The sequence below is a fragment of the Shewanella sp. genome (assembly GCF_013214165.1).
Taxonomy (GTDB): Bacteria; Pseudomonadota; Gammaproteobacteria; order Enterobacterales; family Shewanellaceae; genus Shewanella.
In genome coordinates this window covers 70,818-84,047 of the sequence record NZ_JABSSM010000005.1, presented here as the reverse complement: position 1 = coordinate 84,047, position 13,230 = coordinate 70,818, and the positions used below count along the sequence as shown (strand labels likewise).

Annotated in this window: 12 protein-coding genes; all 12 read left to right on the top strand. The window is 47.5% G+C overall.

Going from position 1 to position 13,230, the window contains the following annotated elements:
* The coding region (locus HRU42_RS02905) for a malic enzyme-like NAD(P)-binding protein (protein ID WP_295028840.1) at positions 1–695 on the top strand (695 nt) is incomplete at its 5' end.
* 280 nt (positions 696–975) lie between these two features.
* On the top strand, positions 976–2,886 hold the full coding sequence (gene csrD, locus HRU42_RS02900) for an RNase E specificity factor CsrD (protein WP_295028839.1): 1,911 nt from the start codon (positions 976–978) through the stop codon (positions 2,884–2,886).
* Positions 2,887–3,194: 308 nt separating this feature from the next.
* The gene (locus HRU42_RS02895; protein ID WP_295028838.1) at positions 3,195–4,145 is read left to right on the top strand and encodes an MSHA biogenesis protein MshI; all 951 of its coding nucleotides are present in this window, start codon (positions 3,195–3,197) and stop codon (positions 4,143–4,145) included.
* Positions 4,142–4,747: a PilN domain-containing protein gene (locus HRU42_RS02890; protein WP_295028837.1), complete on the top strand. Its 606-nt coding sequence runs from the start codon at positions 4,142–4,144 to the stop codon at positions 4,745–4,747. The genes HRU42_RS02895 and HRU42_RS02890 overlap by 4 nt, the downstream gene beginning before the upstream one ends.
* The gene (locus tag HRU42_RS02885; RefSeq protein WP_295028836.1) at positions 4,744–5,400 is read left to right on the top strand and encodes an MSHA biogenesis protein MshJ; all 657 of its coding nucleotides are present in this window, start codon (positions 4,744–4,746) and stop codon (positions 5,398–5,400) included. Before HRU42_RS02890 ends, HRU42_RS02885 begins: the two co-directional genes overlap by 4 nt.
* Positions 5,381–5,710: an MSHA biogenesis protein MshK gene (locus HRU42_RS02880; protein WP_295028835.1), complete on the top strand. Its 330-nt coding sequence runs from the start codon at positions 5,381–5,383 to the stop codon at positions 5,708–5,710. The genes HRU42_RS02885 and HRU42_RS02880 overlap by 20 nt, the downstream gene beginning before the upstream one ends.
* A gap of 6 nt (positions 5,711–5,716) precedes the next feature.
* Entirely contained in the window at positions 5,717–7,402 is a 1,686-nt protein-coding gene (gene mshL, locus HRU42_RS02875; protein ID WP_295028834.1) for a pilus (MSHA type) biogenesis protein MshL, read from the top strand.
* Between the two features lie 3 nt (positions 7,403–7,405).
* Positions 7,406–8,314 (top strand): AAA family ATPase, encoded by a 909-nt coding sequence (locus HRU42_RS02870; RefSeq protein ID WP_295028833.1) that lies wholly within the window; start codon positions 7,406–7,408, stop codon positions 8,312–8,314.
* Positions 8,311–9,504: an MSHA biogenesis protein MshN gene (locus HRU42_RS02865; RefSeq protein ID WP_295028832.1), complete on the top strand. Its 1,194-nt coding sequence runs from the start codon at positions 8,311–8,313 to the stop codon at positions 9,502–9,504. Before HRU42_RS02870 ends, HRU42_RS02865 begins: the two co-directional genes overlap by 4 nt.
* On the top strand, positions 9,501–11,246 hold the full coding sequence (locus HRU42_RS02860) for a type II/IV secretion system protein (protein ID WP_295028831.1): 1,746 nt from the start codon (positions 9,501–9,503) through the stop codon (positions 11,244–11,246). The genes HRU42_RS02865 and HRU42_RS02860 overlap by 4 nt, the downstream gene beginning before the upstream one ends.
* A gap of 82 nt (positions 11,247–11,328) precedes the next feature.
* Positions 11,329–12,543, top strand: a complete 1,215-nt coding sequence (locus HRU42_RS02855; RefSeq protein ID WP_295028830.1) for a type II secretion system F family protein — start codon at positions 11,329–11,331, stop codon at positions 12,541–12,543.
* 93 nt (positions 12,544–12,636) lie between these two features.
* On the top strand, positions 12,637–13,152 hold the full coding sequence (locus tag HRU42_RS02850) for a hypothetical protein (RefSeq protein WP_295028829.1): 516 nt from the start codon (positions 12,637–12,639) through the stop codon (positions 13,150–13,152).
* Positions 13,153–13,230 lie beyond the last annotated feature (78 nt).

The window sequence follows — 13,230 nt, the reverse complement described above, 5'->3', positions numbered from 1 at the left end:
AAGATGCTGTCATCGTCTGTATGGGGGCCGGTGCGGCCGCTATTGCTTGCATGACCATGATGGTTAAGTGTGGCGTGCAGCGTGAAAATGTTTATATGCTCGACAGAAAAGGCGTTATTCACACTCGTCGTGAAGATATCAATGAGTATAAGGCATTATTTGCTAACAATACTGACAAGCGTACCCTGCAAGATGTGATTAAGGGCGCCGATGCCTTCTTAGGCCTCTCGGGTCCCGATGTGCTGGGCGCCGAAGACGTAGCCATGATGGCTGCAAAGCCCGTCATCTTCGCTTGTTCAAACCCAGATCCCGAAATCAGGCCAGAAATAGCTCATAAAGTTCGCCAAGATTTGATCATGGGTACGGGACGCAGTGACTATCCTAACCAGGTGAATAATGTGCTCTGTTTCCCATTCATCTTCCGCGGCGCATTGGATGTGCGTGCATCGAAGATCAACGATGAAATGAAGATTGCAGCGGTACACGCCATTGCCGCCTTAGCGAGAGAAGAGGTGCCAGCATCTGTACTCGCTGCGTATCCGGATGTGACGTCATTGAGCTTCGGTCCTGACTATGTGATCCCTAAGCCTATGGATCCACGTCTACTCTCGAATGTGGCTAAAGCCGTGGCCCAAGCGGCCATCGATTCTGGCGTCGCTGTGATTACTGAATTACCAGAAAACTACATGAGCTAAGTTTGTTTTCATTGGTATTTAAAGGGCCATTGGGCCCTTTTTTGTTTTTAGAATCTTAGGTATGCGATTTGAACTTCTGCTTTAAAATCATTCAAAGATTGTAGCGGGGGGGATTTGTTTGTATTGTGGAATTTTAGATAGGACTCATTTGCTATCTTTCTGGCTTTATTTACTGCTGTTTAAACGACTTTCTAAACGATGAATCGAAGCTACTTGTCATAAACCTAATCTTGGTTTCGATTTTAATAATAAGAATAATAAATTCTGCAGGAAGCGGATAATGAAACTGACACGACTTTTAACTAATAAATTGACCAGCTTTTGGCTACTTTCTTTGGCAGCCGTTGCATTTATATTTTTGCTTGTTGCCCTAGTAAGCTTCACGCAATTGACCTATAAATTTCAACAGCAGAAGGTCACCGAGCTCGAGTCCATGCTCATTCATCATTATGAGCATGAGAATAATAAAGCACTCTCTACCTGGCTCCCCTCCATATTAACCGCGTATAACACGGTGAGTTTAACCTTGCACGCCGAAGGTCAAATACTCTACCAGTATGGCAGCGACAAACTTGGTGCTGGGATGATCACCTATGAGCGGCAGCTGCTCGAGGCTGGCAATCTCAACTTAGTGATCACCTTACCTCAGCCATTTAAGATGTACTCACTATCCTGGTATGAATTCTCCATATTAGTCATTGGCTTACTCTCTATCTCTGGGTTTGTTTGCTTCGGCCACAGATGGTTATCGATGCAGCTACAGGGCATAGAAGATCTGGCGGTGCGCAGTAAGCTGATTCTAGAGAATGAATACGATAAGGCCTTAGCCGAGAGAGGAGATGGCAGGCCGAGAATGATAAATCGTGCCCTGACACATCTATTGTTAGAGCTAGATGATGCGGAGAAGCATAGAGCTAGGTTCGATCAATTTATCCGCTCAAATACGTTTCTGGATCCTCAAACTGGCATAGGAAATCGGCTATTTCTTAAGAATCGTCTCGACGCCTTGAGTAACGATAAAGGTATGATGGCTCCAGGTGTGCTGTTTTTACTCGAGATGGAAGATATGGACCTGCTGCAGCAAGAGCTTGGTGATGACTCCATCGATGAGTTGTTGCATCAGACGATTAGCGATATTAATCAGATCTTGGACAGTCAGGCTAACAGTATATTTTCGCGTCGTTCTTTCAACCAGTTTGCCATCGTAGTGCCTCAAATCTCTTTAAAAGACGTTGAGAAGTTAGCCGCTAGATTACTCAAGGTATGCTTGAATCAAAACGTCCCCGAGACAGAGAACAGCGAAGACTTTTTCCACATTGGTGCCGCCTATTTTAAAGTCGGTGATACTAAGGAGCAGTTGCTCGACGAGTCAGAGAGAGCCCTAAGGGCGGCTCAATTTCAGGGAACCAGTGGCTGGTTTATGTATGATAAAGGGGCCGTGGATGAAGAGTTGGCCAAGGGGTCAGTCAGGTGGCGCAGTTTTCTCGAATATGCCCTGGTCAATAGACGTTTAGTGATTTTTTCTCAGCCTGTGGTCGACAGCGATATGGAAACTCATCACTTAGAGGTATCCAGTCGAATACGTGACAATAAAAACAACCTGGTTAGAGCCACGCTATATATCCCTATGGCAATAAAATGTGGGCTGACGCCTCAGTTTGAACGTCAGGTTATCGAGACGGTATTGTTCGATCTGCTCGCAGATCCTAAGGATAGAAACACCAGGTTCAGCATCAATCTCAGCCTAGATACCCTGATGAGTAGGGCATTTATCCGCTGGCTTAAAACGACCCTGTTAGAGTATAGGCATCTCACCCCCTGGCTCATCTTCGAGATCAATGAGGACATAGTGGTGCATCATAAGGAGGAGCTGAAATCCAGACTCGATATGATTAAGAAAATGGGCGCAAGCTTATGTGTCGACCGTGTGGGACAGCAGGTGGTCAGTACTCAATACATCAAAGAGTGTCATTTCGACCTGATAAAACTGCATCGTTCAATCGTGACTCAAATACATCTTCGTCAAGAAAATCAGTTGTTTGTGCGTAGTCTTATCGGTGGTTTATATCGAACTGATGTGCAGGTTTTTGCCGAGGGAATAGAGTCTTTCGAGGAGTGGCAGACCCTGAAAATTTTAGGTGTTAGTGCCGGGCAGGGAAGCTTGTTCAGTGAGCCTGTGGAAGAAATCTAGCCGCTTATGTAGAAAATTTATTGGCTTATAAAATTACATTTTGCCCGCAGTAAATTACTTAACACCTGCTTCAATTACAGTTTAGATGATACAAAACACTCGTTGATCGTTTTCATTCTGTTTTTTTTCTATAAAATGAGCAGATTAGCCGCTACAATGAGTGTAAGTATTTTGGCGCTCATCGGTTCGTTGACTTTTGATAGGGACATCTAGTCATTTCTTATATGTTGCCCAAGTGTTATGGGCTACTATGCTTTCATCTAAGGCATGAGTCGCCCATGATAACAGAGGTTTTGGACATTCTTTAAATGAAAAAGAGTCTTTTAACGAGATTGGCCTTCTGGCAAAAAAAACAAGCGCAGCTTGAACTCGGCATCTACGTGTGTCCGGATAAGCTTGTCGTGTTCCAAGCTAAGTCCCCCGATGTCATCTCGTCAATCGAAACCGAATCTCATGTCGGCGCGCGGATTGAAACCGAAAGTATGGCCCACGAATTTTCGTTTAATGGTTCAAATTGGTCCGCTGTCTTTGCCTCGATTGCCCAGCAATTCCAACCCGCTAAGCTGCACATCACCTTGAGTGCGTCATTTTATCAATTGTTAGTTGTCGATAAACCTAATGTAGAGCCCAGTGAGATGTCCCAGGCACTACTCTGGTCGGTCAAAGATATGGTGACTCACGAAGTCACCGATATCCACCTCGATTACTTCGATTCACCATTAGCCAATAGCGCTAAGTTAAGTGTTGTCGTTGCCGAGAAGGCAAGATTATCCGCCATGGTATTAGCGGCTCAAGAGCACCATATGCAAGTCTTAGGCATAAGCATCGAAGAGATGGCTGTTACTGGCCTCTTTGCCAAAGATAATCAAGCCAAGTTAGTCTTGTGTCATACCCCAGGGCAGGAATTATTGCTGACAGTAGTCAAACAGGGGCAGCTTTATATGCAGCGACGCGTGCGGGGATTTAACAAGCTAGATACCGTTAGCGCCGATGATTTAGCCATGGGGATGGCCGATAACCTAAGTTTAGAGCTACAACGTTCAATGGATTATTTCGAGAGTCAACTGCGTCAGGCTCCTGTGGTGTCTATCGAGTTACTGGTCAATGGTCAAGTCGATAAACTGGTTGAGCTGGTGAGTGCAAACTTCGATCAGAAGGTCAATGCGATTGCTGTCGATACCGTCGAGACCAAGATTGCCCAGCTGACATGTGGTGAGTTTTACCGTGTCGAGCCTACAGAGCCTGGAGTACAGGTATGACCTTGAAGACGAGAGTCAATCTGTATTCAGATACCTTGTTGCCACCGGTACAGAGGCTCAGCTTTAAGCGTCTGACTCTGGTGCTCGTCATCATGCTTGTCCTATTTGCTATGGCGAGCTCAGCCAGCTACATATTAGTGTCAGGGCTCGAGGCCGATAAGCTTGAACTGGCTAAGCAAAAATCTAGCCTAGATCAGCAGAAACAGTCCCTCGAAGTAGCAATCGAAAAACGTGCCCCCGACGCCAAACTCGTGGATAAAGTGGCTCTTCTCACGCAACAAGTTGAACTCAAACAGATGCTCATGGGTGAGCTGAGTCAGCGAGAAGCGCTGACGAGCCATGGATACTCAATGTTATTTAAAGATCTCGCTCGTGTTGGCAATAGTAATATCTGGCTCAACCGCATCAGAGTCGAAAATAATGAATTCATTTTCGAGGGCTTTAGCTCAGCGCCCAATAGTGTTCCTTTGTGGATTGAACGCCTCAAGTCGACAGAAACGCTAAAAGGTCATGCATTTGCGGCTATGGCAATGAGCCGGGGTGAGGATAAACCGCTAGCATTTACCTTGTCCAGCAAGGCCGGAATCGAGGAGGCTAAGTGAAGCAGCAATGGAATGAATGGGGCGCTCGATTCGATGCTCTGACCCAGAGAGAGAGAGTCATGGTAGCGAGTGTTACCTTGGTGGTGATAGGCATGTTGTGCTACCTCCCACTAGAATCATTATTGTTAGAGCATCAGTCCCTCGCGAGGCAGAATAAAGCTATCGCTAGTGAGAATAAGGTTTCATTGCAGCAGATTGACTTGTATCAGCAGCGATTAGCGCAAAATCCTAATGATGAATATAACGAGCGTTTGAATGTGTTGCTGCGCCAAGATGGCGATCTAGATGATCAGCTGTCTTTTCAGATGGTGGACATGGTTCCCGCAAATCATATGCCTGCGTTATTGAGTGAATTGCTGGGGAAAGTCACTGGCATCACACTGCATGAATTCAAATCGATAGCACCCACTCCCTTGCTAAAAATTGGGGACGATAAGAAGATGAACCTCTACAGTCATGGGATCCGCCTGACTCTGGAGGGAGATTACTTCTCGGTGCTTAAGTTTATCGAAGCCGTAGAGGCAATGCCGAGCAAGCTGTATTGGAAAAAAATAGATTATAAAGTCGATGAGTATCCGATTGCGAGTGTCGTGCTGGAACTCTATACCTTAAGCATAAATAAGGACTTTATCAGTGTCGCTACTCAAGGTTAGCCCGCTCATGGCATTGCTGATGTTGCTTGCTACTAGCACTCAGGCTGAGACATTAAGGGATCCGACAAGGCCTGGTTATGGCGCCCTTGTCATCGAGGCTTCAGCTTCGAGTCATAGCAGTGACTTGATACTCAATAGTGTGATTAAGGCGGGGTCGGCATCCCACGCCGTGATAAATAATGAAATCTTCGAGATCGGGGATAGAGTACAAGGTGTGAATATCACTGCTATCGAGATTCATTCAGTTTCATTATCCGATGGTCGTAAACTCACCATGTTCCAAGCGATAACAGAGTCAAAGGGAAATTAAATACACATGAATGCGCTAAAAATTATTACGCCTCTGTTAACTCTGTTATTGGTTGGCTGTCAAACAACCAATAGACCTGAACCTGTGGCCGCTAAAGGGGCTCTGGCTGAGTCGTTACAAGCAGAATCGAGTAAACAGGCCACGCCTCCTCCGGCGACAATGCCTGAGTCTATTCAGAAGGAACTCGCTTCAGCCGAGTTACTTGCCGGGTTAGCATCCAGCCCCAGAACCGATCGCCGTTTCGATGTGTCTGCTCATGACGTCGAAGCCAAGGTGTTTTTCCCCAGTTTGGTACAAGGCACGCCCTTGAGTGTTGCCGTGCATCCAGATGTGAGCGGCAATATCTCTCTATCGCTAAAAGGGGTCACATTGAGCGAAGCGTTACAGGTCGTCGAAGATATCTATGGTTATGAAGTGAGTCGTACCGGGAGAATCTTACGCATCTATCCAGCTGGCATGCGCACCGAGACATTTCCACTGAATTATCTGTACATGGAGCGCAACGGCTTGTCTTTGACGTCGGTTAACTCGGGGCGAATTTCAGATAGTAACAACAATTCAAGTTCGGGTAGCAGCAATAGTAATAGCAATGATTCCTCCAGTAACAGTTCTGGTTCGAATAGCAGTAATAGCAGTAATGAAACGACCAATGGTACCTTCATTCGCTCGACCACCAAGAGTGATCTTTGGGGCGAATTAAAAGAGACCTTGGTATCGATTGTGGGCCATACCGGTGGTGGACGTCAGGTGGTGCTTACTCCCCAAGCCGGATTAGTGACTATTCGCGCATATCCAAATGAGTTGCGGCAGGTACGGACCTTCCTGGAAACTGCCGAGACTCATCTACAGCGGCAGGTGATCATCGAGGCTAAAATTTTAGAGGTCACCTTGTCTGATGGCTATCAGCAAGGGATCAATTGGGAGAATGTCTTGGGACATGTGGGTGATACCAATATTGAATTTGGTACATCGACTGGAGGTGGTTTATCGGATGCGATCACCAGCGTGATTGGTGGGGTGACTTCACTCAAGCTATCGGGTACCAATTTCACCGCCATGATCAGTCTGCTCGATACCCAAGGTGATGTAGATGTGCTATCGAGTCCACGTGTCACGGCATTGAATAATCAAAAGGCCGTCATTAAGGTGGGCACAGATGAGTATTTTGTGACCAATGTCTCGTCGACAACCGTAGCTGGCACGACGCCTGTTACGACGCCTGAAGTCGAATTGACCCCATTTTTCTCCGGTATCGCCCTAGATGTGACGCCACAGATCGATGGCGAGGGTAATGTATTACTGCATATTCACCCATCTGTTATCGATATCAAGGAGCAGATTAAGACGATTAAAATCTCTAATAGCACCTTGGAGTTACCTTTGGCTCAGAGTGATATTCGTGAATCGGATACCGTGATCATGGCCAGGAGTGGTGATGTGGTGGTGATTGGTGGTCTGATGAAGAGTGAGAGCATAGAAGTGGTCTCTAAGGTGCCCTTATTAGGGGATATTCCCTTTATTGGCCAGCTATTTACTAATCGTGCTAGATCATTGAAAAAAACGGAACTGGTTATCTTACTTAAACCTACCGTTGTGGGCGTGGATACCTGGAAGAAGGAGCTAGAGCGCTCCAAAGATCTGCTAAACCGTTGGTATCCCGAAGAGCACGATGATACAGAACAAGGGCAGTAAATATTGTACCTGCAACATTTTGGCTTAGCGGAAACGCCTTTCTCACTTACCCCTAATACCGAGTTCTTCTTTGGACTCGCGCCTCATGTCGAGGCGTTGCAGGTATTACAGACGGCATTGCAGACGGGCGAAGGTTTTATCAAGGTGACCGGCGAGGTTGGTACGGGAAAAACCCTCATCTGCCGCAAGTTGATCAACGAGCTACCACAGCGCTTTCATTGTGCTTATCTACCTAATCCCTATCTATCTCCGGCGGAATTACGTTGGGCCGTTGCGCTGGAACTTGGGCTTAAATATTGCGCCAATATCGATCAGATACAGCTGACAGGGCTGATACAGCAACAATTACTTGCCCTGTGTGCCCATGGTCATTCAATCGTACTGGTGTTGGATGAGGCTCAGGCCCTCCCCGATGAGAGCCTGGAAGCATTGCGCCTGTTCACAAACTTAGAGACCGAGACTCGCAAGTTGCTACAGGTGGTGCTGTTTGCTCAACCCGAGTTGGATGAAAGATTAAATCAACATAGTTTCAGACAGTTAAGGCAGAGGATTACCTTCAGCTACTGTTTGCGTCCCTTGACCTTGGATGAAGCTGAAGCCTATGTTCAGCACCGGCTATCGGTCGCGGGTAGTGTGGGACAGCCGCTATTTGACCATAAAAATACGCGAGTGCTGGCCCTAGCATCGAAAGGGGTCCCCAGGTTGATTAATATTTTAGCTCACAAGGCCCTGTTATTGAGTTTTGGTGAGGGGGCCGAACGAGTCGAATACCGTCACGTTAAAGGGGCCATCATCGACACCCAAGATACTAAACTTAGTTATAGGGCTAGATGGTTTTGGTTTATGGGCTTGAGCCTCATATGTGTGACTAGCGTTCTTGGAGTGCAGCTATTTTATGGAGCCGGCGTATGAGCGTGATAAATTCTATGCTTAAAGATCTGGATAAACGTCAACAATCCCATGATCTGGAAAATCTAAATGTTGCTCCGGTACAATATCAGGCTAAGTCTGCCCCCAAGCTACCTTGGATATTGCTGGCGATTGTCTCCGTGTTACTGTTATGCGGCATAGCGTATAGCTGGCAAGCCTTGTCGAACACACCGCGGCTGTCATCGGCTTCTTCTGCTTCGAGTCCGTTATCGAATGTCGTCGGCGTTACAGCCACTGCAGTTAACACTAGAGAACCAGAGGTTAACGCCCTAGCGCTTGCTAGACCTTCACCTTCAATGGCAGAGGCAAGCATGGCTAAGGTGTCCTTTAGCGCCGTTAAGACTGAATCAGCTAAAGCTCAAGCGATCACATCCGTCGATGGCTCGGCATCTTCTCTACCGGTATCTGAACAGCCTTCATCAGCACATCTTAACGTGGTCGATAGTGATGTAAAACGAGTGATAACTGCCGCTGCAGAGAATATAACTGCGCCTGCTATTGAGCCTGAACCCCCTGCAGAGTCTACACCTGTCGTAGTCACGCCTGTTGCAGTTAAGCCCAGTTCGATGACGATAACTGAGGTGAAACTGTCCAATGAACAGCTCGCTCTGAGAAGGTATCGACTGGCAACAGAGGCCGAGAACCAGGGATTACTCAGTGATGCCATCGTCTACTACAGCGAAGTATTGGCGTTAGCCCCTGTGATGCATAAGGCGAGACGAAAACTCGCGGCTCTTTATTATGGTCAGGGTCGTCTCGACTCAGCCAGTGATATTCTGATAAAAGGCACGGCTCTTTTTCCCGAAGAATACGATTACCCCTTCTTGCTCGCCAGAGTACAGCAAGCCTCCGGTGATATTCAATCGGCCATGTCCAGTCTGGAGCAGATCCCAGACGCAAGCCAGCTGGCCAGGCAGAAATGGACCCTACAATCTAGCTTGGCACAGAAGAGCGATAACTATCAATTGGCCGAAGCAAGCTACCGTAAATTATTACGTTTGGACCCTGAACAGGCTAGATGGTGGATGGGGCTGGCTTATGCCCTAGATTCACAATTGGAATATGACTCAGCCAAGCAGGCTTACATACAAGCCTTGTCAGCAGACGGCTTATCTAAGCAGGCGAGCGAATATATTGAAAACAGACTAGTCCAGTTAGGAGAGAGCGAGTGAAACCGAAGTTAAAGATGCGTCTGGGTGATCTCCTGGTTCAGGAACAGATCATAGGTGAGGCTCAGCTACTTGAAGCGTTAGCCGAGCAGAGGACCAGTGGCAAAAAATTGGGCCGCACGCTGATCGATCTTCACTCTATCACTGAAGAGCAACTGCTACGATTTCTCTCCCAACAGCTGAATATTCCATTTATCGATATCAGTAAACGCCCCATTTCCAATGAAGTGGTCAACTTGCTGCCAGAAGTTCAAGCGAGACGTTACCGTGCCCTGGTCGTCGAAGATAATGGCGATAGTGTCTTGGTTGCCATGAGCGATCCGGCCGACTTGCAGGCCATGGATAACCTCGAGGTGCAGTTACTGCCTAAGTCATTGAAGATTGCCGTGGTGACCGAGAATCAGCTGTTGGACGCCTTCGATAATCTCTACCGGCGTACCGATGAGATCGCACAGATCGCGGGTAAGCTCGAAGAGGAATATGCCGCCGATGACATGTTCGATCTTGCCAGCCTCACCGAGGGTGACAGCGACAACGAAACCACAGTCGTCAGGCTACTGCAGTCCATCTTCGAAGATGCGGTGCAGATGCGTGCCTCGGATATCCATATCGAGCCAGGCGATAAGGTGCTACGCATCAGGCAGCGTATCGATGGTCAGCTACATGAGAATATTTTGCCTGAAGCCAGTATTTCCGCGGCTCTAGTATTGAGGTTAAAACTGATGGCGGGCCTGGATATCTCCGAGAAGCGCCTGCCACAGGATGGCCGTTTTCATATGGAAATTAAAGGGCATAAAATCGATGTGCGTATGTCGACCATGCCTATATACCATGGTGAATCTGTGGTGATGCGTCTGCTGGATCAATCTGCTGGCTTGCTGACTCTTAATGAAACGGGTATGCCGCCGGAAATCTTGGCGCGTATTCGTAAGCAGATTAAGCGCCCACACGGTATGTTATTGGTGACCGGGCCGACGGGTAGCGGTAAGACCACAACACTGTACGGCATCTTGAGTGAGCTCAATACCGCCGACAGAAAAATTATCACGGTAGAAGATCCGGTTGAATATCAGTTGCCGCGTATTAACCAAGTTCAGGTCAACCATAAAATTGGCTTAGATTTCTCCCATGTATTGCGCAGCACGCTACGTCAAGATCCCGATATTATCATGGTGGGTGAGATGCGAGATCAAGAAACGGTTGAAATTGGTCTTCGAGGCGCCTTAACCGGTCACTTCGTGTTGTCGACCTTGCATACCAATGACGCGGTAACCAGTGCATTACGTTTGTTGGATATGGGAGCTGCGAGTTACCTAGTAGCGAGTGCGCTAAGAGTCATTATTGCTCAGAGGCTGGTGAGGCGAGTCTGTCAGAATTGCTCCGGTGATTATCAATTAACCGCCCAAGACACAGTCTGGTTAAACTCGGTCAGTCAGCTGGATCTCTCACAGGCTAGATTCAAAATTGGCTCAGGTTGCCAAAGCTGTAATGGCAGTGGTTATCGTGGCCGTATCGGTGTGTTTGAGCTGCTGGAATTAGATGAGTCTATGGTAGAAGCCATGAGATCGGGTAATCCACAAGATTTTGCCAATGCGGCGAAACAGAGTCCAAATTTCACTCCCTTAGCTGAATCTGCACTTAAATACCTGGCTGAGGGGATGACGACCATCGAAGAGGTGGCCAAGTTAGTCGAAGATATGACCGAGTCCCACATTACATTGTCCGCCGACATGTTGAATCACTAGTGAATGTATGAGATGAGTATGATGACAAATTATGTGGCATTTTTATCGATAGTGAATGTAAGAGATAGCATGATGATAATTAATGGCAGTCTATAAATACCGCGGCCGTGATGCCAGCGGACAGCAAGTTACAGGTGTGGTCGATGCTGCCTCCGAGAGTGCGGCGGCAGATCAGCTCATGTCTCGTGGGGTTATTCCATTAGAGCTCATTGAGGCTAAGGAGAGGCAAGACTTCTCTCTGGCAAGCCTGTTCAAAGCCAAGGTTAGTCTCTCGGAACTACAGATTTTTAGCCGGCAGATGTATTCATTGACTCGTTCCGGCATCCCTATCTTGCGTGCCATCGCTGGCCTGTCTGAAACGACACATTCGCAACGTATGCGTGATGCTCTCGATGATATTTCCGAGCAGCTAACCGCCGGGCGTCCCTTGTCATCGGCAATGAATCATCATCAGGATGTGTTCGATTCGCTGTTCGTTTCCATGGTTCATGTGGGAGAGAACACAGGTAAACTCGAAGATGCTTTTATGCAGTTAGCGGGTTATATCGAACGCGAGCAGGAGACCCGACGCCGGATTAAGGCCGCGATGCGCTATCCGACGTTTGTCTTGATTGCCATCACCATAGCCATGGTGATCCTGAACATCATGGTGATCCCTAAATTTGCCGATATGTTTTCTCGTTTCGGTGCCGAATTACCCTGGGCCACTAAGCTATTAATCGGTACCTCTAGCCTATTTGTCAACTATTGGCCGGCCATGCTGGTGGGTGCTATAGGGACCTATATCGGCATTCGCTACTGGCACAATTCTGAGAAAGGTGAGAAGCAATGGGATAAGTGGAAGCTACATATTCCCGCCGTAGGTAGCATCATCGAGCGCTCGACTTTATCTAGGTACTGCCGGAGTTTTTCCATGATGCTGAGTGCCGGAGTCCCTATGACGCAGGCGTTAAGTCTGGTAGCCGATGCCGTCGATAACGCCTACATGCACGATCGAATCGTCGCCATGCGCCGGGGCATAGAAGCCGGTGAATCCATGTTAAGGGTATCCAATAACAGCCAGCTGTTCACACCACTAGTGTTACAGATGGTGGCCGTCGGCGAAGAAACCGGTCAGATAGACCAGTTGCTCAACGACGCCGCCGATTTTTACGAGGGCGAAGTGGATTACGATCTTAAAAATCTCACCGCCAAACTCGAGCCTATCTTAATTGGCTTCGTCGCGGGCATCGTCTTGATCCTGGCGCTGGGTATTTACCTTCCCATGTGGGATATGCTCAACGTGGTTAAAGGTTAAAGGTTAAAGGTTAAAGAAGCAGGTATTTACCTAGCCATATGGTGGGAACGAGATGAAACAAGATGAATGTCTGGATAAAGTAGGAATCTATTAATGCTCAGCCAGCAGAAAGCCGATGGAGAGCTATTGAAGCTATTTGGCAACATGGTCGCTATCCTGTTGCTACTCAGCGTGCTAGGGGTCTTGGGGACGAGATACTTTTCGACCCTGGATAATATCTCTGCTCAGGGACTCCGACTCGAGCATAGCCGTTTGCTCAATGTTTTGAATATGATTAAGGCTCAATGGTTAGCCGAAGGTCGCCCCAAGCAGATGATGTTAGATTGGGATGCCAACGTTTCTATCCATAGCGGTACTAGTGCCAATCAAGAGGCATCGGATAGGCATCTTGTTAGCATTAACGAGAGCGGCTGGCCCATGCCTGACAAGTTAAATTCAGCCGGATGTGAACGTCTCTGGTACCACTTGTTAGGGACAAAACCTGAGGCGCAACAAATTCTATCCTCAGTCGGCCGCGAGGGAGTCACTTGTGACTATTTTGCTAGAAATAACGACCATATTCGCTATCACCTGACCTCCGGGCGAGTAATACTTTTGACTAATGAGTAAAAACCGTTAAAATATTGACGTTATTCTAGGCCATTAAAATACTATCGACTGCTAGAATTATAGAAGATGCTATGGGCT